26 protein-coding genes are annotated in these 25781 nt (G+C 71.0%); 10 read left to right on the top strand and 16 right to left on the bottom strand.

Features of this window, described 5'->3' with window-relative positions:
- Positions 1 to 37 precede the first annotated feature (37 nt).
- From ABZX11_RS22290 to ABZX11_RS22280, 3 genes are all read right to left on the bottom strand, one after another.
- A complete protein-coding gene (locus tag ABZX11_RS22290; protein WP_354915756.1) occupies positions 38 to 2083 on the bottom strand; it encodes an MMPL family transporter in 2046 nt (681 codons plus the stop codon).
- 114 nt (positions 2084 to 2197) lie between these two features.
- Positions 2198 to 2863: a response regulator transcription factor gene (locus ABZX11_RS22285; RefSeq protein WP_176175110.1), complete on the bottom strand. Its 666-nt coding sequence runs from the start codon at positions 2861 to 2863 to the stop codon at positions 2198 to 2200.
- Positions 2864 to 2870: 7 nt separating this feature from the next.
- Complete coding sequence (locus ABZX11_RS22280) at positions 2871 to 3938, bottom strand: sensor histidine kinase (RefSeq protein ID WP_354915753.1); 1068 nt, start codon at positions 3936 to 3938, stop codon at positions 2871 to 2873.
- 130 nt (positions 3939 to 4068) lie between these two features.
- Here ABZX11_RS22280 and ABZX11_RS22275 point away from each other — a divergent pair, with 130 nt between their 5' ends.
- Positions 4069 to 5472 (top strand): MFS transporter, encoded by a 1404-nt coding sequence (locus ABZX11_RS22275; RefSeq protein WP_354915750.1) that lies wholly within the window; start codon positions 4069 to 4071, stop codon positions 5470 to 5472.
- On the opposite strand, the gene ABZX11_RS22270 is transcribed toward ABZX11_RS22275, so the two are convergent.
- From ABZX11_RS22270 to ABZX11_RS22240, 7 genes are all read right to left on the bottom strand, one after another.
- The gene (locus tag ABZX11_RS22270; RefSeq protein WP_176175113.1) at positions 5469 to 6275 is read right to left on the bottom strand and encodes an SAM-dependent methyltransferase; all 807 of its coding nucleotides are present in this window, start codon (positions 6273 to 6275) and stop codon (positions 5469 to 5471) included. The genes ABZX11_RS22275 and ABZX11_RS22270 overlap by 4 nt on opposite strands.
- Positions 6276 to 6319: 44 nt before the next feature.
- Positions 6320 to 7123: an SAM-dependent methyltransferase gene (locus ABZX11_RS22265; protein WP_354915746.1), complete on the bottom strand. Its 804-nt coding sequence runs from the start codon at positions 7121 to 7123 to the stop codon at positions 6320 to 6322.
- On the bottom strand, positions 7123 to 7926 hold the full coding sequence (locus tag ABZX11_RS22260) for an SAM-dependent methyltransferase (RefSeq protein ID WP_176175115.1): 804 nt from the start codon (positions 7924 to 7926) through the stop codon (positions 7123 to 7125). Before ABZX11_RS22260 ends, ABZX11_RS22265 begins: the two co-directional genes overlap by 1 nt.
- 43 nt (positions 7927 to 7969) lie before the next feature.
- Complete coding sequence (locus tag ABZX11_RS22255; protein ID WP_176175116.1) at positions 7970 to 9532, bottom strand: acetolactate synthase large subunit; 1563 nt, start codon at positions 9530 to 9532, stop codon at positions 7970 to 7972.
- Positions 9533 to 9605: 73 nt separating this feature from the next.
- Positions 9606 to 10991 (bottom strand): FAD-binding oxidoreductase, encoded by a 1386-nt coding sequence (locus ABZX11_RS22250; RefSeq protein ID WP_176175117.1) that lies wholly within the window; start codon positions 10989 to 10991, stop codon positions 9606 to 9608.
- Between the two features lie 108 nt (positions 10992 to 11099).
- Positions 11100 to 11576 carry a roadblock/LC7 domain-containing protein gene (locus tag ABZX11_RS22245; RefSeq protein WP_354915806.1) on the bottom strand — a complete coding sequence of 159 codons (477 nt, stop codon included), beginning with the start codon at positions 11574 to 11576 and terminating at the stop codon, positions 11100 to 11102.
- A gap of 5 nt (positions 11577 to 11581) precedes the next feature.
- On the bottom strand, positions 11582 to 11953 hold the full coding sequence (locus tag ABZX11_RS22240; RefSeq protein WP_176175119.1) for a hypothetical protein: 372 nt from the start codon (positions 11951 to 11953) through the stop codon (positions 11582 to 11584).
- Positions 11954 to 12165: 212 nt separating this feature from the next.
- Here ABZX11_RS22240 and ABZX11_RS22235 point away from each other — a divergent pair, with 212 nt between their 5' ends.
- Positions 12166 to 12987 (top strand): aldo/keto reductase, encoded by an 822-nt coding sequence (locus tag ABZX11_RS22235; RefSeq protein WP_354915741.1) that lies wholly within the window; start codon positions 12166 to 12168, stop codon positions 12985 to 12987.
- A 537-nt stretch (positions 12988 to 13524) separates the two neighbouring features.
- On the opposite strand, the gene ABZX11_RS22230 is transcribed toward ABZX11_RS22235, so the two are convergent.
- The gene (locus ABZX11_RS22230; RefSeq protein ID WP_176175121.1) at positions 13525 to 14022 is read right to left on the bottom strand and encodes a DUF3830 family protein; all 498 of its coding nucleotides are present in this window, start codon (positions 14020 to 14022) and stop codon (positions 13525 to 13527) included.
- Positions 14023 to 14024: 2 nt separating this feature from the next.
- On the bottom strand, positions 14025 to 15281 hold the full coding sequence (locus ABZX11_RS22225) for an aminotransferase class III-fold pyridoxal phosphate-dependent enzyme (protein WP_354915738.1): 1257 nt from the start codon (positions 15279 to 15281) through the stop codon (positions 14025 to 14027).
- A gap of 91 nt (positions 15282 to 15372) precedes the next feature.
- On the opposite strand from ABZX11_RS22225, the gene ABZX11_RS22220 reads away from it, so the two are divergent.
- The 5 genes from ABZX11_RS22220 (at position 15373) to ABZX11_RS22200 (ending at position 19934) form a co-directional block, all read left to right on the top strand.
- Positions 15373 to 16836, top strand: coding sequence for an NAD-dependent succinate-semialdehyde dehydrogenase (locus tag ABZX11_RS22220; RefSeq protein WP_354915735.1), 1464 nt, complete (start codon positions 15373 to 15375; stop codon positions 16834 to 16836).
- Positions 16833 to 17891 (top strand): tartrate dehydrogenase, encoded by a 1059-nt coding sequence (locus ABZX11_RS22215; protein ID WP_176175124.1) that lies wholly within the window; start codon positions 16833 to 16835, stop codon positions 17889 to 17891. The genes ABZX11_RS22220 and ABZX11_RS22215 overlap by 4 nt, the downstream gene beginning before the upstream one ends.
- Positions 17892 to 17953: 62 nt before the next feature.
- On the top strand, positions 17954 to 18418 hold the full coding sequence (locus ABZX11_RS22210; protein WP_176175125.1) for a DUF4262 domain-containing protein: 465 nt from the start codon (positions 17954 to 17956) through the stop codon (positions 18416 to 18418).
- 344 nt (positions 18419 to 18762) lie between these two features.
- Positions 18763 to 19053 carry a transposase gene (locus tag ABZX11_RS22205; protein WP_354915731.1) on the top strand — a complete coding sequence of 97 codons (291 nt, stop codon included), beginning with the start codon at positions 18763 to 18765 and terminating at the stop codon, positions 19051 to 19053.
- Positions 19050 to 19934, top strand: a complete 885-nt coding sequence (locus ABZX11_RS22200; protein ID WP_354915728.1) for an IS3 family transposase — start codon at positions 19050 to 19052, stop codon at positions 19932 to 19934. Before ABZX11_RS22205 ends, ABZX11_RS22200 begins: the two co-directional genes overlap by 4 nt.
- A 70-nt stretch (positions 19935 to 20004) precedes the next feature.
- Here the strand turns inward: ABZX11_RS22200 and ABZX11_RS22195 are convergent, their stop codons facing one another.
- The 3 genes from ABZX11_RS22195 to ABZX11_RS22185 all read right to left on the bottom strand — a co-directional run bounded on the left by ABZX11_RS22195 (position 20005) and on the right by ABZX11_RS22185 (position 22274).
- A complete protein-coding gene (locus ABZX11_RS22195; RefSeq protein ID WP_176175126.1) occupies positions 20005 to 20724 on the bottom strand; it encodes a GntR family transcriptional regulator in 720 nt (239 codons plus the stop codon).
- 1 nt (position 20725) lies between these two features.
- Complete coding sequence (locus ABZX11_RS22190) at positions 20726 to 21472, bottom strand: maleate cis-trans isomerase (protein ID WP_176175127.1); 747 nt, start codon at positions 21470 to 21472, stop codon at positions 20726 to 20728.
- A gap of 61 nt (positions 21473 to 21533) precedes the next feature.
- Positions 21534 to 22274 (bottom strand): Asp/Glu/hydantoin racemase, encoded by a 741-nt coding sequence (locus ABZX11_RS22185; RefSeq protein ID WP_354915725.1) that lies wholly within the window; start codon positions 22272 to 22274, stop codon positions 21534 to 21536.
- Between the two features lie 100 nt (positions 22275 to 22374).
- Between ABZX11_RS22185 and ABZX11_RS22180 the strand changes: the two genes are divergently transcribed.
- The 3 genes from ABZX11_RS22180 to ABZX11_RS22170 are packed head-to-tail and all read left to right on the top strand — an operon-like array spanning position 22375 to position 25084.
- Positions 22375 to 23373 carry a D-2-hydroxyacid dehydrogenase gene (locus ABZX11_RS22180; RefSeq protein WP_354915722.1) on the top strand — a complete coding sequence of 333 codons (999 nt, stop codon included), beginning with the start codon at positions 22375 to 22377 and terminating at the stop codon, positions 23371 to 23373.
- On the top strand, positions 23370 to 24752 hold the full coding sequence (locus ABZX11_RS22175; protein ID WP_354915719.1) for an amidase: 1383 nt from the start codon (positions 23370 to 23372) through the stop codon (positions 24750 to 24752). The genes ABZX11_RS22180 and ABZX11_RS22175 overlap by 4 nt, the downstream gene beginning before the upstream one ends.
- A 59-nt stretch (positions 24753 to 24811) precedes the next feature.
- Entirely contained in the window at positions 24812 to 25084 is a 273-nt protein-coding gene (locus ABZX11_RS22170; RefSeq protein ID WP_354915716.1) for a hypothetical protein, read from the top strand.
- Here the strand turns inward: ABZX11_RS22170 and ABZX11_RS22165 are convergent.
- Positions 25061 to 25738: a helix-turn-helix transcriptional regulator gene (locus tag ABZX11_RS22165; protein ID WP_354915713.1), complete on the bottom strand. Its 678-nt coding sequence runs from the start codon at positions 25736 to 25738 to the stop codon at positions 25061 to 25063. The two genes, ABZX11_RS22170 and ABZX11_RS22165, sit on opposite strands and share 24 nt — an antisense overlap.
- Positions 25739 to 25781: the final 43 nt, after the last annotated feature.

The following is a 25781-nucleotide window of genomic DNA, read 5'->3' as shown; positions in this document are numbered from 1 at the left end:
TCCGGTGGCGGCCTTCGGCGTGTCCGGGCTTGCCACGTCACGGCTCCAGCGCGAAGTGCGGCAGCCGGCGGTCCAGCCACCGCGGCAGCCACCACGCCCGCGCCCCGAGCAGGCGCATGATCGCCGGGACGACCAGGCAGCGGATCACCAGTGCGTCCAGCAGCACCGCGACCGCCAGGCCCAGCCCGAACTGGGCCAGCATCCGGGACGGGTCCAGCAGGAACGCGCCGAACACCAGGACCATGATCGCGCCCGCCGCGGTGATCACCGCGCCCGTCGAGGCGAGGCCCTCGCGCACCGCCAGCCGGGCGTTGCCCGTGCGGCGCCACTCCTCGTGCATGCGGGACACCAGGAACACCTCGTAGTCCATCGACAGCCCGAAGACGATCGCGAAGATCATCACCGGCACGAACGCCTCGATCGGGCCCGGCTGGGCGCCGAACCAGCCGTCGCCGAACACCAGCGTCATCACGCCGAGGGAGGCGCCGATGCTCAGCAGGTTCAGCAGTGCCGCCTTGAGCGGGATCAGCACCGAGCGGAACACGACCATCAGCAGCAACGCCGACAACCCGACCACGACCAGCACGAACAGCGGCAGCCGGGCCGCGACGGCGTCCGCGAAGTCGGTCGCGGCCGCCACCGAGCCGCCCACCAGGTAGTGGCCCGGCAGTGTCGGGAGGACGTCGGTCCGCAGCCGCGTCACCAGCTCGGCGGTCGCCGCGTCCTGGGGTGACGTCGTCGGGAAAGCCAGCACGGTCCGGCCCATCGGCGGCAGGACCCGCGCGATGCCCGGCGTGGTTGTCAGCTTCTGCTGCAGCGCACCGGTGTCGCCGTCCTCGGTGACGATCGCGAGCGGGCCGGTGAAGCCCGGGCCGAAACCGTCGGCCAGCCAGTCGTAGGCCTGCCGCGTGGTGGAGCCGGCCGGGTCGGTGCCCGCGTCGGCGAACCCGAGCCGCATCCCCGCGGCCGGAATGGACAGTCCGATGAGGACGATCAGGCCGATCGCCAGCGGGGTCAGCGGACGACGTTGGACGCCGTCGGCGAGCCGCCGCCACGCCCTGCCGTGCTCCCGCCGGAGCGCCTGCCGCCGGATGCCGTGTTCGAGGCGCTTGCCGAACAGCGACAGCAACGCGGGCAGCAGCGTGACGGACGCGAGCATCGTCATCAGGACGGTGAGCGCGACCGACAGCGCCACCCCGCGCAGCCCGCCGAGCCCGAGCGCCAGCAGGCCGAGCAGCGCGATGATCACCGTCGTCCCGGCGAACAGCACCGAGCGGCCCGCCGTGTCGAGTGCCCGCCGGGCGGCCGCGTCGCGGTCGTGGCCGGCCAGGATTTCGCTGCGGTAGCGGGAAAAGATCAGCAGCGCGTAGTCGACGCCGACACCGAACCCGACCAGCATCATCAGAGGCGCGGTATAGCTCGCGATGTCGACGAAGTGCGAGACGACCGTGATCACGCCCAGCGTGCTGCCGACCGCGAACACCGCGGTGATCACCGGCAGACCGGCGGCGAGCAGCGAACGGAACAGGAAGACGAGGATGACCAGCGCGGCGAGCAGCCCGACGCCTTCCGCGGGACCACCGCCTCCGGAGATCCGCTCGACCGGGTCCCCGGCGAGCGCGACCTCGACGGGCCCGGCCCGCTTCGCGGTGTCGGCGAACTTCACGATGTCGTCGTACGGGAGGTCGGTCGACGCCGCGTCGAAAGTGACGGTGGCATAACCGATCCGCCCGTCGGGGGAGAGCGTCGGCTCGGTCGCCGAACGCACGTGCGGCAGCGACCGGACCTCCCCGAGCATGACGTCGATCGGCGCGCGGTTCGCGGCGAGCCCGCCGTCGGCCTTCAGCACGATCTGCGCGCTCGCGCCGGACTGCGCTGTCCGGTCGAGCAGGTCGACGACCTGCTGCGATTCGGTGCCGGGCAACGAGTTGTCGTCGTGGAACGCGCTGCCGGCCAGCTGCGAGGTGGCCGTGACGCCGATGAGGACCAGTGCCCAGAGCGCGACGGCGAGCCACCGGTGGCGCTGCGCCCAGCCGGCCAGCCGGGCCAGGCCGCCGCCGGTGGTACGAGTGATGGTGTCCATGGTGGACAAGGATTCGCGAGCGGGGCCCTACCGCGCGTCGCGCAGCGGAGGACACCTCGCCTGCTCCCGGCGGTGTCCCCTAAGGCCGGTCCCGTACACCCGGGGGAGTACGGGTCAGGGTGCCAGCCACCGCGGCGTCACCGCGCCGGATTCGTAGGCGAGGACGACGAGCTGCGCCCGGTCGTGCGTGCCGGTCTTGGTCATGATGCGGCTGACGTGCGTCTTCGCCGTCGCCGGGCTGAGGGTGAGCTCGCGGGCGATGTCGTCGTTCGACAGCCCGGCCGCGACCAGGGTCAGCACTTCGCGCTCGCGCTCGGTGAGCCGGTCCAGCGCCGGCGACGGCGCGGGACGCGTGCCGCGCGCGGCGAACTCCGCGATCAGCCGCCGGGTGATCGAGGGCGCCAGCAGCGCGTCGCCGCGGGCGACCACGCGCACGGCGTGGATCAGCTCCGCGGGCTCGGTGTCCTTGACCAGGAACCCGCTCGCGCCCGCCCGCAGCGCGCCGTAGACGTCTTCGTCGAGGTCGAACGTCGTGAGGATGACGACCTTGGTCCGGACGCCCGGGTCTTCGAGGAGGTGCCGGGTGGCGGCGAGGCCGTCGAGCACCGGCATCCGGATGTCCATCAGCACGACGTCGGGGTGGTGGTCGTGCGCCGCCTGCAGCGCCTCGCGCCCGTCGGCGGCCTCGGCCACGACGGTGATGTCGTCCTCGCCGTCCAAAATGGACCGGAAGCCGGCGCGGACGAGCCGCTGGTCGTCGACGAGCAGGACCCGGATCATCGGCCCATCATCGCACCGGCAGCCGGGCCCGCACGCGGTAACCGCCGTCTTCGCGCGGTGCCGCGGTCAGCTCACCGCCGAGCGCCCGCGCGCGTTCGGCCATCCCGCGGATGCCGTTGCCCGCCGGGGCCTCGCCGCCGCGGCCGTCGTCGTCGACCTGCACGGAAAGCTCGTCGGCGCCGTAGCCGAGCCGGACGACGACGGTCTTCGCACCGGCGTGCTTGGCGACGTTCGTCAGCGCCTCCTGGACCACCCGGAACGCGGCGTGCTCGACGTCCGGGGGGAGGTCCCGCGCGACGCCGTCGATCTCGGTGCGCACGGTCAGCCCGGACGCGCCGACCGATTCGGCCAGCTCCGCGACCCGCTGGAGGCTCGGCCCGCCGGCCTGGCGGAGCATGCCGAGCGTCGTGCGCAACTCCTGGAGTGCGGTCTTGCTGGCGTCCTTGATGGCGCCGAGCGCCTCCTCGGCCTGGCCGGGGTCACGCCGGTGCAGCGCGGCGCCGGCCTGGACGTTGATCAGCGCGAGGTGGTGGCCGAGGACGTCGTGCAGCTCGCGGGCGATGCGCAGGCGTTCGTCGGTGGCGCGCGCCCGCGCCTCGGCCTCCTTGGTGCGCTCGGCCTCGGCGCGGTAGTGCGCGACGGCCCCGCCGGCGACCAGCGCGACGAACCAGCCGGTCATCAGGAAGAACGCGAAGTTGTCGACGTGCCGGCCGGTCCGCGAGCTGATTTCCCCGGCGGTGACCCCGGCCATCGCGGCGACGACGAGCAGCGCGGCGCCGCGGATCCGCCCGGCCGCGGCGGCGTTGTAGAGGGCGTAGGCGAAGGCGAGCAGGACGAGGCCGTCGGGATCGGTGAGCGGGTAGTAGACGGCGCAGCAGACGAGCGTGAACGCGGCGACGGCCAGCGGGAAGCGGCGCCGGAAGAAGAGGGCGGCGCAGCCGAGGCCGGTGAGCACCCAGCCGAGAGCGGCGTGGTGCGCGGGCTCGGGACGGTCCCCCAGCACGGCGAAGAGCGAGCCGACGAGCACCGTCACGGTGACCGTGAGCTCCACCGTGAACCGGCGCAACCAGGACATGCAGGGAAGTCTAGGAGAACAGGGCTGCCGGTTTCTGGCTGTGACAAAACCACCACTCGTACGGAAATCCGTCACCCCGTGGGTACAGTGCATGAAGTTGCATGACGCGTACTAAGTACCCACTGGGGGTGTGGTGGTGTCCCGTTCCGGCCGGCCGATCGTCGTGGTGCTCGCTTCGTGCGGGCTCGTCGCGTCGTTCATGCAGACGCTGGTCGTGCCGCTGATCCCCGTCTTCCCGCGGCTGCTGCACGTCCCGGCGGCCGACGCCTCCTGGGTGGTCACCGTGACGCTGCTGGCCGCGTCCGTCATCACGCCGGTCAGCGGGCGGCTGGGCGACCTCTACGGCAAACGGCGGATGATCCTCGTCAGCCTCGGCCTGCTCATCGCCGGCTCGGTCGTGTCCGCGACGACCAGCGCCCTCGGGTTCCAGATCCTCGGGCGCGGGCTGCAGGGCTGCGCGATGGGCGTGATCCCGCTCGGCATCAGCATCATGCGCGACGAACTGCCGCCCGAACGCGTCGGCGGGGCCATCTCGCTGATGAGCGCGACCCTCGGGGTCGGCGGGGCCATCGGGCTGCCGGTCGCGGCCGTGGTCGCCGAGAACGCCGACTGGCACGTGCTCTTCTGGACCGCCGCCGGGCTCGGGCTGGCCTGCGCGCTGCTCATCGTCACCGTGGTGCCCGAATCGCCGCTGCGCACGCCCGCCCCCTTCGACTACTTCGGCGCCTTCGGCCTGGCCGCCGGGCTGCTCTGCCTGCTGCTGCCGGTGGTCAAGGGCGGCACCTGGGGCTGGACCAGCGTCTCGACGCTCGGGCTGGCCGCGGCCGCCGTCGTCGTGCTGCTCGGCTGGGGTGCCTACCAGCTGCGCCGCCGTGATCCGCTGGTCGACCTGCGGGTCTCCGCGCGCCGTCCGGTGCTGTTCACGAACCTCGCGTCGATCATGGTCGGCTTCGCGTTGTACGCCATGGCGCTGTCGTTCCCGCAGCTGCTGCAGGCGCCGGCGTCGACCGGCTACGGGCTGGGCCAGACGATGGTCGAGTCCGGGCTCACGCTGGCCCCGAACGGCCTGGTGATGATGCTGCTCTCGCCGGTTTCCGCGCGGCTCATCGCCCGGTTCGGCCCGCGCCCGACGCTGATCAGCGGCTCGCTGGTGATCGCCGCCGGGTACGGGTTCGCGATCGTGCTGATGGACAACGCGTTCGAGCTGATCACCGCGTCGGTGATCATCGGGGCCGGCGTCGGCATCGCGTACGCGGCGATGCCCGCGCTGATCATGGGCTCGGTGCCGGTCACCGAGACGGCGTCGGCGAACGGCCTGAACTCCCTGATGCGCTCGGTCGGCACGGCGATCTCCAGCGCGGTGATGGCGGCGATGCTGGCCCAGCTGACGATCAGCGTCGGCGGGCTGCCGGTGCCGTCGCTGTTCGGCTTCCGCGCGACGTTCGCGGTGGCCGCGTTCGCCGCGCTGGCCGGCGCCCTGCTCGCGGCGCTGGTCCCGCGGAAGCGGACCGCGCCGGAGCTGGTCGCCGTCTAGTTCTTGCGCGCCACCAGCGCCAGGCCGCCGCACTCGGCGGGGTCGGGCGGCATCTCCGTGGGGTCGTCCGGCCGCCACTCGGGGATGAACACGATGCCCGGGTCGACGATCTCGAAGCCGTCGACCAGCGCGCGGAGCTCGTCGGCCGAGCGCGGCGTCACCGGGTTCGCGCTCTTCCGGTACATCGCGACGGCGCGCGCGGTGTCGTCGCTCTGCTGCTCGTAGGTGGCGGACGACAACGCGAGGTAGCTGCCGGGCGCGAGCGCGTCGCGGTAGGCGGCGATCAGCCCGGCCGGGTTGCGCTCGTCCGGGATGAAGTGCACGAACAGCGCCATCACGACCATCACCGGCTGGTCCAGGTCAAGCATCATCTCGGTGGTGTCGTGCTCGAGGACGTCGTCGGGGAACTCGGCGTCGGCGTGCACCATGGCCGCGTTCTCGTTGTCCTCCAGCACGATCTCGCTGTGCGCGACCGCGACCGGCTCGTTGTCGACGTAGACCACGCGCGCATTGGCGTCGACGGCCTGGGCGACCTCGTGCACGTGCCCGACGGTCGGCATGCCGGAGCCGATGTCGAGGAACTGCCGGATGCCCTGGTCCATCCCGAACCGGATGGCCCGCCGCAGCCACTGGCGGTTGAGCCGCGCCCGCTCGCGCGCGTTCGGCTGCGCGGCCAGCACCTGCTCGGCGAACATCCGGTCGACGGCGTAGTTGAGCTGCCCGCCGAGGATGTAGTCGTACACCCGCGCGGCGTTGGGCTTGTCGAGGTCGATGCCCCGCCGCGCGTACTCGTCTTCGCTCATCCGCCGCTCCCGGAGTCAGGTCTGCCGCGAGGATAGCCGGAGACTCAGTTCTTGCGGGCCACCAGGGCGAGCTGGCTGGCCAGCTCCGGGTGGTCCCCGACCTCGGCCGGATCGTCCGGCCGCCACTGCGGGGTGAACACGATCCCCGGCGGCACGACCTCGAAGCCGTCCAGCAGCGCGCGCAGCTCGTCCGTCGACCGCGGGACGAAGTCCGTGACGCTGTTCCGGTACAGCTCGGCCGCGCGGCGGATCTCCTCGCTCTGCCCTTCCAGCGTGCCCGAGGACAACGCCAGGTAACTGCCGGGGACGAGCGCGTCGCGGTAGGCCGCGATCATCCCGGCCGGGTTGCGCGCGTCCGGGACGAAGTGGATGAACGCCGCCATGATCACCATCACCGGCTCGGTGAAGTCCAGCAGCCGCCTGGTCGTCGGGTGCTCGAGGACGTCGGCCGGCACCTCCGCGTCGGCCTGCACCATCTCCGCGTTGTCGTTGTCCTGCAGCACGATCTCGCTGTGGGCGACGGCGATCGGCTCGTGGTCGACGTAGACCACCCGGCACGCCGGGTCGATCGACTGGACGATCTCGTGCACGTGCCCCACGGTCGGCATGCCCGAGCCGATGTCCAGGAACTGCCGGATCCCCCGCGAAGCGCCGAAGCGCACGGCGCGGCGCAGCCACCGCCGGTTGAGCAGGGCCACCTCCCGGAACTCCGGGTGCATCCGGAGGATCCGCTCGGCGAACTCCCGGTCGATCGCGTAGTTGAGCTTGCCGCCGATGAAGTAGTCGTAGACGCGAGCCGCGTTCGGCTTGTCGACGTCGATGTCGCGGATCGCGTGCTCCTCGGTCATCAGCGCTCCTTGCGGGCCACCAGCGCGAGACCGCCCGACTGCTCCGGCGGGTCTTCGAGCGGTCCGTCCGGACGCCATTCCGGGGTGAACACGATGCCCGGCGGCAGGATTTCGAAGCCCTTGACCAGCGCGCGCAGTTCGTCGGGTGACCGCAGCGTCAGGGGCGTGCCGCTCTTCTCGTACAGCGCCACCGACCGCTGGGACTCCTCGCCCTGCCCCTCCCACGTGCCCGAAGACAACGCGAGGTGACTGCCCGGCGCGAGGACGTCGCGGTAGGTGCCGATCAGCCCGGCCGGGTTCCGCGAGTCCGGGATGAAGTGCACGAACGCGGCCATGATCACCATCACCGGCTCGCCGAAGTCCAGCAGTTCCCTGGTGACCGGGTGCTCCAGCACCTCGTCCGGGTACTCGGCGTCGGCCTGGACCATGGCCGCGTTCTCGTTGCCCTCCAGCACGATCTCGCTGTGCGCGACCGCGATCGGCTCGTTGTCGACGTACACCACCCGCGACGCCGGGTCGATCGACTGGACGACTTCGTGCACGTGACCGACCGTGGGCATGCCCGAGCCGATGTCGAGGAACTGCCGGATGCCCTGCTCGGCGCCGAACCGCACGGCCCGGCGCAGCCACGCCCGGTTCGTCAGCGCCATGTGCTGGGCGTTCGGCAGCACCCCCAGGATCCGGTCGGCGAACACCCGGTCGACGGCGTAGTTGAGCTTGCCGCCGATCATGTAGTCGTACACGCGCGCGGCGTTCGGTCTGTCGAGGTCGATGCCCCGCTTCGCGTGTTCGTCTTCGCTCATCCGCCGCTCCCGGGTCGAGGGTGTGCGGGGAGGATAGTCCGGTTCACAGCAGCGGCGGCACCGCCGCGTCGATGAGGTGCGGACCCGGTTCCGCGAAGGCCCGCTGGAGCTGCTCGGCGAGCTCTTCGGCGGTCGTCGCGCGCGACGCGGGTACGCCCATGCCCTCCGCGATCTTCACGAAGTCCATGTCGGGCCGGGAAAGATCGAGCAGGTCGTTCGCCTTCGGGCCGCCCGAGGCCGCCCCGACGCGCTGCAGTTCCAGCCGCAGGATCGCGTACGCGCGGTTGTTGAGCACCACCGTCGTGACGTTCAGGTTCTCCCGGGCCTGCGTCCAGAGCGCCGAAATCGTGTACAGCGCGCTGCCGTCGGACTGCAGGTTGAGCACCGGCCGGTCCGGCGCCGCGACGGCCGCGCCGGTCGCCACCGGCATGCCGTAGCCGATCGCGCCGCCGGTCAGCGTCAGGACGTCGTGCCGCGGCGCGCCGGCCGTCGCCATCGGCAGCATCAGGCCGGAGGTGTTGGCCTCGTCGGCGATGATCGCGTTGTCCGGCAGCAGCGCCCCGATCACCTCGACCCAGTTCTGCGGGGTCAGCGGCCCGCTCGGCAGTGCCGGCCGCGATTCCGGCGCCGGCACGGGCTCGGTGTCCGCGGCGACCAGCTCGGCGACCTCGTTCAACGCACGCGTGACGTCTTGCCCGACCGACGCCAGCGTGTGCACCTTGGCGCCTTCGGGCACCAGGTCGCTCGCCTTGCCCGGGTAGGCGAAGAACGACACCGGCGCCTTCGTGCCCGCGACGACGACGTGCTTGATCCCGTCGAGCTGGTAGGCGACCTGCTCGGCGAGGTAGCCGAGCCGCTCGATGGCCGGCAGCCCGGCACCGCGCTCCAGCCGCGCCGGGAACGTCTCGACGAACACCTTCGCGCCGGTCGCGGCGCCGATCCGGCTCGCGGCACGCAGCCCTTCTTCGCGGCACGCGCGGCCGCCGATGAGCAGGGCGACCGGCTCCCCGGTGCCGAACACCGCGGCGACGTCCTTGACGGTCGTCGCGTCCACGGCCTGCGGCACGCGCGGCGGGATCGGCGCGCAGGTCTCGCCGCCTTCGCCCCACGAAGCGTCGGCGGGCAGGATCAGCGTGGCGACGCGACCGGGCGCGTCCTGTGCGGCGGCGACCGCGGCCGCGGCGTCGGCCCCGACGTCCTTCGTGTGCTCCGAGCGGCGCACCCAGCCTTCCAGCGAGCCCGCGACGGCCTCGATGTCCGACTCCAGCGGCGCGTCGTACTGCTTGTGGTAGGTCGCGTGGTCGCCGACGACGTTGACGATCGGCGTGTTCGCGCGCCGCGCGTTGTGCAGGTTCGCCAGGCCGTTGCCCAGGCCGGGGCCGAGGTGCAGCAGCGTCGCGGCGGGCTTGTCCGCGATCCGCGCGTACCCGTCGGCCGCGCCGGTGACGACGCCTTCGAAGAGCGCCAGCACGCCCCGCATCTCGGGGACGGAATCGAGCGCGGCGACGAAGTGCATCTCCGACGTGCCGGGGTTGGCGAAGCACACCTCGACACCGGCGTCGACCAGCGTGCGGATCAGGGACTGGGCGCCGTTCTGCTCACTCATGCGCACACCTCGCTGACGCTCGGTGCGGCCTGAGCGGCAAACGCTGTGTTGAATGATTCGTTCGCAGGCTCACTCATGCGGTTCCTTCTGGGAAGAGAACGCCGGGGTTGAGGATCCCGGCGGGGTCGAAGCTCTGCTTGATCCGGCGCATCAGCTCGATCTTCGCCGGGTCTTCGAGTTCGGCGTGGTAGTGCGCCTTGGTGCGGCCGAGGCCGTGCTCGCCGGAGATCGCGCCGCCGAGCTCCATGGCGTAGGCGAAGATCTCGGTGAGCAGCTGCTTCCGCTTGGCGTCGTCCTTGCAGAAGATGCCTAGGTGGACGTTGCCGTCGCCGGCGTGCCCGCAGCCGAGCGCGCCGCCGCCGGCGGCCATCGCCAGTTCGCGGGCCTTGCCGATGAACTGCGGCATCGCCGTTCGCGGCACGACGACGTCGATCACGTCGTCGGCGCCGGCCGCCTTCGCGGTCCAGAAGGCCTTTTCGCGGGCTTCGATGAGCTTGCGGGCGGCGGGGCCTTCGAGGACGTAGACGTCGGTGGCGCCCAGCTCGCCGAGCAGCTCGCCGACGGTTTCGACGTCCTCCTCGAGGCGGCCGGCCTCGCGGTTTTCCAGCGCCACCACGAGGTACGCCTCGCTGGTCTCGCGGATCTTGTCCGGGACGCCCAGTTCGAGCTTCTCGTTGTAGACGATGGCCGCCATGGTCAGGTTGTCGATGTACTCGAGGATGTGCGGCGCGAGCCCGCTGGAGAGCACCTCCGGCACCGCGGCCATCACCTGGCCGAAGTTGCCGAAGGGAGCGAGCACCGTGGCGCCGTGAGCCAGCCGCGGGTGCAGCTTGACGGTGATCTCGGTGGCCAGCGCGAGCGTGCCCTCGGAGCCGATGATCAGCTGCGTGAGGTCGTAGCCGGTGGAGATCTTCGACGTCTTGCCGCCGGTCCGGATGATCTCGCCGGTCGGCAGCACGGCCTGCAGGCCGAGCACGTTGTTGCGGGTGACGCCGTACTTGACCGCCCGCATCCCGCCGGCGTTGGTCCCGACGTTCCCGCCGACGCTCGCGCTGAGCTCGCCGGGGTAGACGGTGTAGCCGAGCCCGGCTTCGGCGGTCTTCGCGTCGAGTTCCGCGAGGGTGACGCCGGGCTGGACGACGGCGACGTGGTTCCCGGTGTCGACTTCGAGCACCGCGTTCATCCGCTCGAAGGAGATCAGCAGGCCGTCCGCCTGCGGCCGGGCCGCTCCGGACAGCCCGCTGCCGGAGCCGCGGGCGGTCACGGGGACGTTGTGCTCCGAAGCGGCCTTCAGCAGCTCCGCGACTTCTTCGGCCGTTGCCGGCTTCGCGACGTACGCGGGCTTCTGCGGCTCCGCCGTCAGCGCTTCATCGTGCGCGTAGTCCTCCGAGATCGCCTCGCCCGTGAGCAGGTATCTCTCTCCGACGATCTCCGCCAGGCGTGTTGCCACGTCGCCCATCGGCCGTTTCTCCTCCGCGCCGTCGCTGTGGTTACCGCAGCGTAGTACGTACCGGCGGTACGCCGCCATGAAGGATTTTCATGTTCGTGCGCGGAGGAGTCGAGCCGGTCAATCCGCCTTGTTCAGGGCGTCCTGGAGCAGGGTCAGCGCCTGCCTGGCGACGACGTTGAACAGGCCCATGGTCGTGTCGGGCCGGGCGAACACCACCAGCAGGACCGGGCCCTGGACGGGGAAGACGCAGACGTGGCCGAGCGAGCCCTGGAACATCGCACCACGGGCCTCGCCGAGGCCGGCCTGCCCGATGAACCTCGCCGCCAGCCCGACCGCGGCGGCGGACATGGCCGCCACGCTGTCGTCTTCGATGTCCCGGGTGTCGCTGGCCAGCAGCAGGCCGTCCCGGCTGGCCACCAGCAGGCCGGTGATGTTGGCCCGGTCGACCTGGTCGCGGATCCGGTCGAGGGCCTCGGCCGTCGCCTTCGCTTCGGGGTGGGCTTCCCGGAGGACCTGCCCGGCCGGGAAGGCGCGGGCCGCGCCCTGGGTGCGCATCGGCAGCGGCAGGGGGGTGCCGGGGAGTTCGGCCGGCATCCCGGTCACACGACCAGCTCGGTTTCGATGTTCTTGAGGTAGTGCCGGGCCAGCGCGAGGTTGGCCCGCTCGCGGTCCAGGACGAGGTAGAGGAACAGCGAGGAGCCGTGCTTGCCCGGCTGCAGCAGGCGGATCAGGTGGTACTGGCGGTGCAGGGTGATGAGGATGTCCTCGATCTCGTCGTTGAGCCGCAGTGCGGAGATCACCCGGAGCTTGGAGCGGATGACTTCGGTGTTGCCGGCCGCCGCGGTCTCCAGGTCGAGCCAGTCGCCGCCACCCAGCGTGCCGAGGGCCATCCCGCTTTCGTAGTCGACCAGGGCGGCACCGACCGCGCCGGTGATAGAAAGCGCTTCCTTCAAGGCTGTTTCGATGTTCATGGGGCTGTCTTCTCCCTTGTCCCGACGCCTTGACGTGCCGACCCGGTGGCCAGGTGCGATCACCCTAGAGTTGCCTGAGGCGTCAGCATATCCCCAAACGGAGTAATCAAATGGCTCCGACGGCCCTATAGGATTACGCAGAGTGCAACTTGCAGATTTAGCTCAGGCTAAATCTCTGGTGGGTGACACGTGCGGCGGCGAAGCTTCCCGTCATGACCTCGACGTACACCTTCGAAGATGATCTTTCCGTGCAGCGCCTGGGTTTCGGTGCCATGCGGCTGACCGAGTGGGACCACGTGAAGGACGGCGCCAAAGTGGTCGCGCGCCGCGCGGCCGAGCTCGGCGTCACCTTCTTCGACACCGCTGACGCCTACGACCTGGGCCTGAACGAAGAGCTGCTCGCCGACGCCCTTCACCCGTACCGGGGACTGCTCATCGCGACGAAGTGCGGGCACGCGCGGCCGAGCCGCGGCGAGTGGGTCCCGCTCGGCCGGCCGGAATACCTGCGGCAGCAGGCGGAACTGTCGTTGCGACGGCTGCGCGTCGACCGCCTCGAACTGCTGCAGCTGCACCGGATCGACCCGCAGGTGCCGCTCGCCGACCAGATCGGCGCGCTCGCCCGGCTGCGGGACGAGGGCAAGGTCGCCCGGATCGGACTGTCCGAAGTGACCGTGGCGCAGCTGGCCGAAGCGCGGGCCATCGCGCCGATCGCGAGCGTGCAGAACCGCTACAACCTGACCGATCGCGCGTCCGACGACGTGCTCGGCTACTGCGAGCGCGAAGGGATCGCGTTCGTCCCGTGGCTCCCGATCGCCAACGGTGGCCACGCCACGGCTGGCGGCGTGCTCGCCAAGGTCGCGGCCGACGTCGGCGCGACACCCGCCCAGGTGTCCCTCGCCTGGTTGCTGCGCCGTTCACCGGTGGTGATCCCGATTCCGGGCACTTCGTCGATCGCGCATTTGGAAGAAAACTGCGCGGCCGCGGAAATCGGGCTTTCGGACGCCGAATTCGAACGGCTGTCCGCGCTCGGGTGAAGCGGCCCGGCCGCGGATTTCCCCGCGGCCGGGCTCCGGATTCCGGTCAGACCAGCCAACCGAGGAAGTGGGCCAGGTGCGCCAGCGCGCCGGTCAGGATGTCGTGGCAGTAGTGGGCGTGCTGCGCGAACGTCTGCATGGAATGGCTCCTCTTCGAACTGAAATGTGATTCCCTGGAGTGCGCCTCGCGAGGTGCCGCCGAAGATTTTCACCGTGCTGGCAAGTTGTCAAAAAGCCGATTCCCGCCGACGCCGGTGGCGCGGAATCTTCCCATGCTAAACGCGTAATCCCTTCGTGTTTTCCTGCGGGGTGCCCTGTTCGGGCGTCCACCACTGTGTGTAGCAGTCGACGGAATCGTGACTGTCGGTGATAGTTCGCTTGATCCGCCACCCTGGGCAGGCGGGTAACTCGATCTGGTGATCACCTGACACGAAAGGTGAAGTCGCCGATGATCACTCGTTCGGGTGGCAGGACCACGTGAAACGCCGACGCCGGGTGCGGTGGCGCACCCGGCGTCGGCGTTGGGGGAAAAGGGAATCAAGCGCGGGCGAAGGAGAGCGTCTCGCCTTCGACGCCCCGCAGCCACAGGTCCTGCGCGGCCGCCGCCATCTCGGCCAGGCCCTCCTCGATCGTGGCGAACACGTTGCCGGGCACCCAGCCCGCGTCGCCGTTGATCAGCAGGTTGTTGCGGCCGTAGAAGATCGCCAGATCGGTCGCGCCCTGGTCGCTGTGCGCTTCGCTGCCTTCGTCGTAGCCGTACGCCGGGTTGCCGATCTCCCAGGCCTCGAAGCCGAAGTAGACGACGTCACCCGGAATCGGCGTGATCGTCGGGTTCTCCCGCCCCGGCTTGGGCTCGGCGAACGGCGGCACGAGCGTGTAGACCTCGTTGCGCGCGTACTTCGCGTGGTAGGCGGATCCGCTCTGCGGCAAGGCGTCCCAGACCGCCCTGCACGTCCGCGGGGCCTCCTCGTCCAGCAGCCGGGCCCGGCAGGAGACACCGCGCTTGTCGAGGGTGATCGTGATGTACCGGGCCATGCTCAGCTCCCCGTGACCGAAGCGACGACGTCTCCCCAGATCCGCAGCGCGTCGTCCACCTGCTCGGCGGAGACGACCAGCGGCGGCACCATCCGGACGACGTTCATGTACGGCCCGCAGGTGAGCAGCAGCAGCCCGTTCTTCGCCGCGGCCTGCTGGGCGGCCTGCGCGGTGGCGGTGTCCGGCTCGCCGTCGGCGGTGGTGAACTCCGAGCCCACCAGCAGCCCGAGGCCGCGCACCTCACCGATGGACGGCGTCTTGTCCGCGATCACCCGCGCGCCTTCGAGCAGCTGGCGGCCGCGCTCGGCGGCGTTCTCCACCAGGTTCTCCTGCTCGATGACCTCGAGTGTCGCGATCGCCGCGGCGCACGAAACGGCGTTGCCGCCGTACGTCCCGCCCTGCGACCCCGGGAACGCCTTCGCCATCAGCTCCTGCGAAGCGGCGATGCCGGACAGGGGAAAGCCGCTCGCCAGGCCCTTGGCGATGAGGACGATGTCGGGCGAGACGTCGAAGTGGTCGTGGCCCCAGAACTTCCCGGTGCGGCCGAACCCGGTCTGGATCTCGTCGACGACGAGCAGGATGCCGTGCCGGTCGGCGCGTTCGCGCAGGCCCGCCATGAATTCCGTGTTCGCCGGGACGTACCCGCCTTCGCCGAGCACCGGCTCGACGAAGATCGCGGCGGTCTCGTTCGGCGCGCTGACCGTCTGGAAGAGGTAGTCCAGCTCCCGCAGCGCGAACTTCGTCGCGGTCTGCTCGTCCCAGCCGTAGTGGTAGGCGTAGGGGAACGGCGCCACGTGCACGCCCGCCATCAGCGGCCCGATGCCCGCGCTGAACCGCGTGCCCGACGTCGTCATGGACGCGGCGGCGACGGTCCGGCCGTGGAAGCCGCCCTGGAAGACGATGACGTTCGGGCGCTTCGTCGCCTGCCGCGAAAGCCGCAACGCCGCCTCGACGGCTTCGCTGCCCGAGTTCGCGTAGAAGAGGGAGTCGAGCCCGCTCGGCAGGACACCGCCGAGGCGCTCGGTCAGCTCGAGGAGCGGCTTGTGCATGACCGTCGTGTACTGGCCGTGGACGAGCTTGCCGATCTGCTCCTGAGCGGCCCGCACGACGTGGGGGTGGCAGTGCCCGGTGCTCGTGACGCCGATGCCGGCGGTGAAGTCCAGGTGGCGTCGGCCGTCGACGTCGTAGAGGTAAGCCCCTTCCCCGTGGTCGACCACGACGGGCGTTGCCTGCTTGAGCAGCGGAGAGAGCTGGGCCACAGCGTGCTCCTCGGTCGGTTCGAGCGGGTTGTCGATTGTTGACAATATCCATAGCATGGCTCTCGGGACAACACGTGAGGAGCAGGTCGGCATGAGCGCGAGCACCGAGACCGGCGTCGTCGAAGCGGTCGGCAAGGAACTGTTCATCGGCGGCAAGTGGGTGGCCGCCCAGGACGGGAAGACGTTCCCGGTGGTCGACCCGGCCACCGGCAAGGAGCTCTGCCACGTCGCCGACGCGTCGCCGTCGGACGGCGTCGCGGCACTGGACGCCGCGGTCGCCGCGCAGGCCGATTTCGCGAAGATGGCGCCCCGCGAACGCGGCGAGATCCTGCGTCGTGCCTACGAACTGCTGATGCGGCGCCAGGAGGAACTGGCGCTGCTGATGACCCTGGAGATGGGCAAGCCGCTCGCCGAGTCGAAGGGCGAGATCGCCTACGCCGCCGAGTTCTTCCGCTGGTTCGCCGAGGAAGCCGTCCGCATCGACGGCGGCTACGCGACCGCCCCGAACGGTGCCGGCCGGTTCCTCATCACCAAGCAGCCGGTCGGCCCGACGCTGCTGATCACGCCGTGGAACTTCCCGATGGCGATGGGGACGCGCAAGATCGGCCCGGCGATCGCCGCGGGCTGCACGTCGGTGATCAAGCCCGCCGCGCAGACGCCGCTGTCGATGCTCGCGCTGGCCGGCGTCCTCGCCGAGGCGGGCCTGCCCGAAGGCGTGCTGAACGTGGTCACGACCACCGACTCCGGCGGCGTGATGGAGCCGCTGATCCGCGACGGCCGCGCCCGCAAGCTGTCGTTCACCGGCTCGACCGGGGTCGGCCGCAAGCTGCTGGAGCAGTGCGCCGACAAGGTCCTGCGGACGTCGATGGAGCTGGGCGGCAACGCGCCCTTCCTGGTCTTCGAAGACGCGGACCTGGACGCCGCCATCGACGGCGCGATGCAGGCGAAGATGCGCAACATCGGCGAAGCGTGCACCGCGGCGAACCGGTTCTACGTGCAGCGCGGTGTCGTCGACGAGTTCGCGCGGCGGCTGACCGAGCGCATGCAGGCCCTGCCGATGGGCCGCGGCACCGAGAAGGACGTCGTGGTCGGCCCGCTGATCGACGAGAAGGCCGTCGAGAAGGTGACCGAGCTGGTCAAGGACGCCACCGAGCGCGGTGCTCGCATCCTCACGGGCGGTTCGGAGGTCGACGGGCCGGGGCACTTCTACCCGGCCACCGTGCTCACCGACGTCCCGCAGGAGGCGCGGCTGACGCACGAGGAGATCTTCGGGCCGGTCGCCCCGATCACGCCGTTCGACACCGAGGAAGAGGCGGTGGCCAAGGCGAACGACACCGAGTTCGGGCTGGTTTCCTACGTCTTCACCAGCGACCTCAAGCGCGCGCTGCGGGTCTCGGAAGCGCTGGAGGCCGGGATGATCGGGCTCAACCAGGGGATCGTGTCGAACCCGGCGGCGCCGTTCGGCGGGATCAAGCAGTCCGGGCTCGGCCGTGAGGGCGGCTCGGCCGGCATCGACGAGTTCCTGGAGACCAAGTACATCGCGGTGGCCCTGTGACGGCGTACCGCATCGCGAGCATCCCGGGCGACGGGATCGGCGTGGACGTCACGGTCGAGGCCCGCAAAGTCCTCGGCCGTTCTTCCGAGCTGTTCGGGTTTTCGCTGGAGTGGACGGAGTTCGACTGGAGCTGCGAGCGGTACGCCAGGGTCGGCGCGATGATGCCGGAGGACGGGGTCGCGCAGCTCTCGGCGTTCGACGGGATCCTGCTCGGCGCGGTCGGCTTCCCCGGCGTCCCGGACCACGTTTCCCTGTGGGGCCTGCTGATCCCGCTGCGGCGCGCGTTCCAGCAGTACGTCAACCTGCGCCCGGTGCGGCTGCTGCCGGGTACGGCGTCGGTGCTGGCCGGGCGGAAGGCCGAGGAGCTGGAGCTGGTCATCGTCCGGGAGAACTCCGAGGGGGAGTACTCGGCGATCGGCGGCCGGCACAACGCCGGCCGTCCGGACGAATTCGTCCTGCAGGAGTCGGTTTTCACGCGGGTCGGCGTCACGCGGATCATCCGGTACGCGTTCGAACTGGCCCGGACGCGGTCCCTGCGCGTCTGCTCGGCGACGAAGTCGAACGGCCTGATCCACTCGATGCCGTTCTGGGACGAGATCTTCGCCGAGGTCGCGGCGGAGTTCCCGGACGTGCACAGTGAACAGATGCACGTCGATGCGCTGGCCGCGCGGATGGTGCAGGCGCCGGACCGGCTCGACGTCGTGGTGGCGTCGAACCTCTTCGGCGACATCCTGAGCGATCTCGCGGCCGCCATCACCGGCGGGCTGGGCATGGCGCCGTCCGGAAACATCAACCCATCAGGTGAACATCCGTCGATGTTCGAGGCGGTCCACGGGAGTGCTCCGGACATCGCCGGGCAGGGGATCGCCAACCCGGTGGCGCAGATCCTGGCGGCCGCGATGCTGGTCGAACACCTGGGTGAAACCGTTGCGGCACAAGCGATCCGCGCCGCGGTGGACCGGGTGCTCGACGAGGGCCGCGTGCGCACGCCCGACCTCGGCGGCACGGATACCACAGAACGGCTCGGCACGGCGGTGGCCGAAGCGCTGGGCTGAGTTTTTGTCGGTGCCCTCCGGCACGGTGGTTCCCGAGCCCACCGAGGGGGAGGAAGACACCGATGTGCTTCGAGTGCGAGAACCGGGACAGACCCGGGTACCTGGAACGGCTTCGCCGCGGCATCGCCGGCCGGGGCTGGCTGGTGCAGGGCGTGGAGGGAGCCGGGCCGTACCCGCCGTGGGCCTACACGATCGGCCTGAGCGGGTACGGCCGTCCGGAACTGGTCGTGACGGGCCTGCCGCTGCTCGCGGCCGGCACCCTGCTGAACGAGCTGGCCGCCCACGCCCTGCACGGCCCGCCCCCGTCGGCGGGCGACCACCTCCCGCTGGTCGACGGCCGGCTCATCGAGGTCGTCGAGCTCGCCGAGCCCTCGGCCCACCTGGTCTTCGCGGTGGCGCTGTACGGCCCGGAAATCCGCGCGCTGCAACTGGTCCACGCGGACGCCGAGGGCCGCTTCCCCTGGTCACCCGACTACCGCGACGGCCAAGCGGGCCAGCCGGTCCTGGGACCCCGCCATGCCCACTGACCCCGCAATGCCCCTCCAGACACGCAAGATGCCCGCCCAATCACACGAGATGCCCGCCCAATCACGCGAGTTCCGCCTTCAAACACGCGAGTCTCGTCCCGGATCACGCGACTTCCGGCCCGGATCACGCGGTTTCCTTGGCCCGCAACGCGTGTCGTCCACCCAGGTACGCGTGTCGTCCGTCCAGGTACGAGAGTCGACCCTCCAGGTACGCCAGTCGACCCTCCAGGTACGTCGGCCGACCCTGCAGGTACGCGTGTCGACTCTCCGAACACGCGAGTGGAGTTGCCCCGTGGGGCCGGACACCTTGATTCCAGACAGTGGTCTGGAGGGAGGATGTCCTGGTGTCTCGCAGGTCGAAGTATCCGGAGCAGTTCCGTCGTGACGCGGTCGAGCTGGTCAACTCGAGTGACCGGCCGTTGCGGCAGGTCGCCCGCGAACTCGGGGTCAACCACGAGACGCTGCGCTCGTGGGTGAACACCGCCAAGCAGGCCGCCGAGGCCGGGCCGCCGGCAGAGGACCCGGCGGTAACCGATGAGGTGGCGCGGTTGCGGAAGCAGGTCGCTGAGCTGCAGAAAGAGAAGGAGATCCTGCGGAAAGCGGTCGCCTATTTTGCGCGCGAGATGGATCGATGATCTACCGCTACCGGTTCATCTCCGAACACCGCGCCACCTATGGCGTCAAGCGGTTGTGCCAGGTCCTCGGGCTGCGGCGGCAAGGCTTCCACGAGTGGATCGCCGCCGAAGTCACCCGAGCCGGGCGAGCTCAGGCTGAGCAAGAGCTGCTCAGGCTGATCACCGAGATCCACGCCGAGCACCGGGGCGCCTACGGGGTGCCGCGGGTGACCGCGGAGCTGCACCGCCGGGGTCACCTGGTGAATCACAAGCGGGTGGAGCTGCTGATGCGCGAACACGGCCTGGCCGGGATCACCCGCCGCAAACGCCGCACCTTGACCCGGCCCGCGGCCGGCCCGACCCCACCGGTGGCCGATCTGATCCGCCGGAACTTCACCGCCCTCGCGCCCGGCACCCGGTTCGTTGGGGACATCACCTGCCTGCCCACCTTCGAGGGCTGGCTCTACCTGGCCACCGTCATCGACCTGCACACCCGCGAAATCGTCGGCCACGCCATGGCTGAGCATATGCGCACCACCCTGGTCTGCGACGCGATCGACCTCGCGACTGCCTGCGGCCTCATCCAGCTCGATGCGGTGTTTCACTCCGACCGCGGCGTCCAGTACACCTCCGGCCAGTTCCGGGCCGCGCTGGCCGAGCACCGGATCCGGCCGTCGGTCGGGCGCGTCGGATCGTGCTACGACAACGCCGTCGCCGAAGCCTTCTTCGCCACGTTGAAGACCGAGATCGGCACCACGATCTGGCCCACCAGAGCAGCAGCCCGCCAGGACGTGTTCACCTGGCTGCGCTACTACAACCACAACCGACTGCACTCCACCAACGGCCAGAACACCCCAGCCGAAACCCGAACCAACCACTACGCTCAAGCCTCAGCTGCCTGAAAACCCCGTGTCCGCCCCACCGGGGCAACTCCACGAGTCGACCGCTCAATCACGCGTGTCGGCCCTTCGATCACGCGTTCCCCGGCACCGGTGGCGCTTGACCGTCCCGCAGGCTCGTGCCCGGCGCGAGCCGCTGCACCGCGTCCTCCATGTGGGCCTCGAGCAGCGTCAGCGCCGTCTCCTCGTCGCCGTCGCGCAGGGCCTGGATCAGCTTCGTGTGCTCCTCCACGCGTTCCTCGACCCGCTGGTACGTGCTCTGCAGCGCCGTCAGGCACATCCGCGTCTCGATCAGCAGCGTCCGGGCCATCCGCACCAGCCGCTTGCTGCCCGAGGCGTTGATGAGCGCCTCGTGGAACTTCAGGTCCGCGGTGGACAACGCGGTGGGGTCGTCCTCGCTCGCCGCGGTCGCCATCTCGGCGACAGTCTGTTCGAGCACGTCCGCGATCCGGTCGCGGTCGCCGCCGCGCAGGGCGCGCACCATGGCGGCCCGCTCGATCGCCGATCTGGCCGCGTAGATGTCGTAGACGTCGCCCGGCTCGAGGTCGATCACGAACAGCCCGCGGTGCCGTTCGCTGCGCAGCAGTCCTTCGGACACCAGGTGCTGCATGGCTTCCCGGAGCGGCCCCCGTGACACCTGGAACCGCGCGGCCAGCTCGGTCTCGCCGAGCTGGGTGCCGGGCGGGAGCGCGCCCGTCATGATCGCGTCACGCAGCTGGCGCGCGATGACGGCGGCCGTCGACTCGCGGCTCACCGGTTCGATCTCGGGCAGCATGCCCGGTGGCAGGGCCATCTCAGGCGCTCCCGTCCGGCAGGTGCCGGAAGAGCGCGCCGAGCGAGCGGACGAGCCGGTGCTGGCCGGTCAGGCGCAGGCCCTCCCAGACCGTCACCTGGTTGGCGGTCAGCACGGGCTTGCCGAGCGCGGCCTCCACGGCGTTGATCTCGCCGAGCGTGCGCATGGCGGTGTCCGGCACGAGCACCGCCTCGGCGTCCGGGTGGTCGTGGCTCACGGCGAGCTCGATGACGGCCTCGGAGCTCATCGCGCCGACTTCGGCGGCCGTGATGATGTCCGCGCTGGCCATCGAGACGACCTCGATGCCGCCGGCCCGGAGGAAGTCGACGAACAGCCGGGCGATGTCGTCCGGGTAGCTCGCGGCGACGGCGACCCGCCGGACGCCCAGCGCACGCGCCGCGTGCACGAACGCGAAGGAGGTGCTGGAGGCCGGGACCCCGGCGACCGCGGCGAGGCGGTCGGCCTGGTCGCGGGCGCCGTCCCAGCCGTAGACGAAGCTGCCGCTGGTGCACGCCCAGATGACCGCGGCGGGCTCGTGCTTGGCGAGGAGGGCGGCGCCGTCGGCGAGGCGGGCTTCGCTGCCGAGGTCCAGCAGCTCGGCCACCGCGTGCTTGTCGGTGCCGTAGATGTGCTCGACCGCCAGCCGGATGTCGCCCTCGTCGACGGCCGTGCCGCCGAGCAGCTGCTCGGCCAGCGGGTAGTCGTCTTCGGCCGCGTGGTCGGGGTAGATGAAACCGATGGTGGTCACGGAACCTCCGGAGGGGACGCAAATTGTCGACAATCCTAGAGGGGAGGTCAAGGAAAACCCTTCACGACACGTCACGGAGCCACCTTCCGGGTCCGACGATGGGGAGGTGCATCCGGCGCAGGCACGCCCACATGGTCAGCTGGTTGGCGGTGAGCACCGGTTTGCCGAGCGCGGTTTCGAGCGGTTCGATCAGGTCGTAGGTGGGGAGGTTGGTGCAGCTGACGAAGATCGCTTCGGCGTCGCCGTGGTCGGCGGCGAGGATCCGCTCGGCGATGGTGCGGTAGCTGACCTTCCAGATGCCGCCGCCCAGGCCGAGGTGGTCGCTGGCCACCGTGGTCACGTCCAGCTCGGCGAGGAAATCGTGCAAGGCGCGGGTCAGGTCGGCGTCGTACGGCGTGAGCACCGAGACGCGGTGGAGGTCGAGCTGGTGCAGCACTTCGGCGAGCGCGCCCGAGGTGGTGACGGCGTCCGGCGCGCCGGCGTCGCAGATCGCCTTGGTCAGCGAGCGCTCGTAGTCGACGCCGTTGACGAAGCTGCCCGACGTGCAGAGGTAGGCGACGACCTCGGGCTCGACGTGCAGCACGTCCCGGGTGGCGCTGGCCAGGTGGTGGCTGTCGCTGACCAGGCGGGCCATCTCCATGCTGACCGGCACGGGCTCGTACGGCGTGCGGGCGAGGTGGAGGGACACCTCCATCGGCACCCAGCGCCAGAGCTCGCGCTCCAGCGCGAGGTCGAAGGGGGCGATGACACCGATGCCCCGCTGGGCCAGCGGGCCGTCGAACGCCAGGAAGTCGAAATCCAAGGCTCAGCCTCCGGAATACGTCTGTGCTTGACAGTCCGGTGCTCCGGGGGTCGTTCCTCGGATTGTTGACAATCATACGAGTGACTTTTACCGTGTCAACGTGATCGCCTCGGAACACCGGGAACGCCCCGTCCTGGCAGTGCTCTGCGGCGAGTCCCGCCCACCGGACATGCGTGCTGTCGAATCCGGGGCGGTCGTGCGTTACACGGACGCGGCGGGCCTCGCCGAAGCGCTGTCCGGAGCGGATGCCCTCTTCGTCTACGACTTCCTGTCGACGGCCGTGCCCCAAGCGTGGCACGCAGCCGACCGGCTGCGCTGGCTGCACATCGCCAGCGCGGGCGTCGACCCCGTGCTGTTCCCCGGGCTGCGCGAGAGCGACGTAGTCCTGACGAACTCGCGGGGTGTCTTCGACGACGCCATCGCGGAGTACGTGCTGGGCGTGGTCCTCGCCTTCGCGAAGGACTTCGCGCGCTCGCACGACCTGCAGCGCGAAGGCCGCTGGCAGCACCGCGAGACCGAGCGGATCGCCGGGCGTGAGGTGCTGGTCGTCGGCACCGGGCCGATCGGCCGGGCCATCGCGCGGCTGCTGCGCGCGGCCGGGATGCGGGTCAGCGGGACCGGCCGCCGGGAGCGCATCGGGGACCCGGACTTCGGCGTCGTGCACGAGTCCGCGCGGCTCACCGAGGTCCTGCCGCACGCGGACTACGTCGTCGCCGTCGCGCCGCTGACCGAGCACACGAAAGGCATGTTCGACGCGCGGGCGTTCGCCGCGATGAAGCCGTCGGCGCGGTTCGTCAACGTCGGCCGGGGCGAGCTCGTGGTGACCTCGGACCTGATAAAAGCGCTGGAAAGCAACGCCATCGCCGGCGCCGCGCTCGACGTCTTCGACACCGAGCCGCTGCCCGCCGAAAGCCCGCTGTGGACGCTGCCCGACGTGCTGATCTCGCCGCACATGTCCGGTGACTTCATCGGCTGGCGGGACACGCTGGTCGAGGTGTTCACCGAAAACTTCCGCCGCTGGCGCGCTGGGGAGCCGCTGCGCAATGTCGTCGACAAGACGCTCGGCTACGTGCCGTCGGGGAACCAGGGAGCCGGATGAACGACAGGATGCTGACCGCCAGCGAGCTCGTCGCCGCCTACGCGACCGGTGAGCTTTCGCCGGTCGAGGCGACGCAGAACGCGTTGCAGGCGATCGAAGCACGGGACGGCGAGTGCAACGCCTACTGCCTCGTCGACGCCGACCGCGCGCTGGAGCAGGCCAAGGCGTCCGAGGCCCGCTGGCGGGACGGCAACCCGATCGGCTGGCTCGACGGCGTGCCGTCGTCGATCAAGGACATGTTCCTCACCCAGGGCTGGCCGACCGTGCGGGGCTCGAAGAGCATCGACCCGGACCAGCCGTGGGAGGTCGACAGCCCGGTCGCCGCGCGGATGCGCGAGGCCGGCCTGGTGCTGCTGGGCAAGACGACCACGCCGGAGATCGGCTGGAAGGGCGTCACGGACAGCCCGCTGTGCGGCATCACGCGCAACCCGGCCGACCCGGCGAAGACGGCGGGTGGGTCGAGCGGTGGCAGCGCCGCGGCCGTCGCGGCCGGGATGGGTGAGCTGTCGGTCGGCACCGACGGCGGTGGCTCGGTGCGGATCCCGGCGTCGTTCTGCGGGATCGTCGGGCTGAAGCCGACCCACGGCCGGATCCCGCTGTACCCGGCGAGCCCGTTCGGGCCGCTCTCGCACGCCGGCCCGATGGCGCGCTCGGTGGACGACACCGCGCTGCTGCTGGACGTGCTTTCGCTGCCCGACCACCGCGACCCGGCCGCGCTGGCGCCGCCGGTGGCGTCGTTCCGCGAGGCCGTCCGGCGGGACGTGCGCGGCCTGATCGCCGCGTTCTCGCCGACGCTCGGCTACGTCGACGTCGACCCGGAGGTGGCCGCGATCGTCGCCGAAGCGGTCCGGGCGCTGGGGGACGCCGGCCTGCACGTCGAGCAGACCGACCCCGGGTTCGCCGATCCGAAGCCGGCGTTCGACGTCCTGTGGTCGTCGGGGGCGGCGAAGCTGCTGGACTCCTTCCCGCCGGGCTCGGAGCAGCGGACCGACCCCGGCCTGCGCCGGGTCTGGGAGCTCGGCAGGAAGTGGACGGCGGGCGACTACCTCGACGCGACGGCCGAGCGGGCCGCGCTGGGCATCCGGATGGGCGAGTTCCACACGCGCTACGACGTGCTGATCACGCCGACCCTGCCGATCGCCGCGTTCGAGGCAGGTCACGACGTGCCGCCGGGCAGCGGGCTGAGCGAGTGGCCGGAGTGGACGCCGTTCACCTACCCCTTCAACATGACCCAGCAGCCGGCGATCAGCGTGCCGGCCGGGCGGACGTCGGCGGGGCTGCCGGTCGGCCTGCAGATCGTCGGGCCGCGGCACTCGGACGACCTGGTGCTGGCCGTGGCGAAGCTGCTGGAGGAAGTGCGGCCCTGGGCGCCCGCCTGAGGCACACGTGAGGGTGAAACCCCGGCCCGTGGGGCGGAAGCTGTGCCACTGTCGGCCGGGTGAACGCTGAAGGCTGGCGGTACGAACGAGCCATCCCGACCGTCGACGTCACCGGGGCGCCGGCCCAGGTGGTCGTCGGCTTGGTCGAACAGGGCGGCAGGCTGGCCGCCGCGCTGCGGGTGGACGGCGGCCCGGCGGCGCTGGTCCCGCTGGAGACCGGCGGTGAGCTGCTCAAGGCCCTGCGCGAGACGCTGGAGAGCTGGTGGCGCCTCGACGGTCACCGCGACCTGACGCCGGAGCCCCGACCGTCAGCCGACGCCGAGCTCGCCTAGGCGGCGCCGCCCGGTTTCGGTGATGCGCAGCGCGCGGCCGCGTGGCCGTCGGCGGAGCCAGCCGGTGCCGAGGAGTGCCGTCAGCAGCGCGGTTCCCAGCGCTCCCGCGAGGTGGACGGTGCCGTGTGACCAGTCCAGGCACGCGCGAACCGCCGGCCCCGCGCCGGGCAGCTCGCCGATGCCCAGCGCCGCGAGCACCGGGTGGTCGAAGGTGCGCACCGCGCTCGTCTCGCCCGGGGCCAGGTCGCCGACGACGCCGTCCTCGCGCAACACCACGGCCAGGTCGACGCCGAGTTGCCCGGCCAGGTGGCCGTAGCAAACGCGGGCGCGCAGCAGCGGTCCCGCGGGCGGGTCGGGCTGGAACCGGTCCGGCAGGCGGGGTGGGGCGAGTGCCGCCAGCGCCTCCACGAGCTGGGCCACCGCCGGGCCGGCGAGCCGGTGCAGCCGCTGCCGGCCCGCGTCCGTCACCTCGATGAGGTCCGCTTCGCCCAGCCGGCGCAGGTGGGAACTCGCGGTGGAGGGCGCGATCCCGGCGACCGCCGCCAGCGCCCGTGCGGTGTGCTCGCCGCCGTCCATCAGCTGCAACAGCATCGCGGCCCGGGCCGGCTCGCCGATGGCTTGGGCGACCGTCGCGATGTCGGGCTCGCCGGGCATGGTGCGAGCGTAGCCGGGGAACAGTTCGCTCCGGATCGAACTG

Source organism: Amycolatopsis sp. NPDC004169 (genome assembly GCF_040610315.1).
In the GTDB taxonomy this organism is placed as follows: domain Bacteria; phylum Actinomycetota; class Actinomycetes; order Mycobacteriales; family Pseudonocardiaceae; genus Amycolatopsis.
This window is presented reverse-complemented; position numbering and strand designations above follow the sequence as displayed.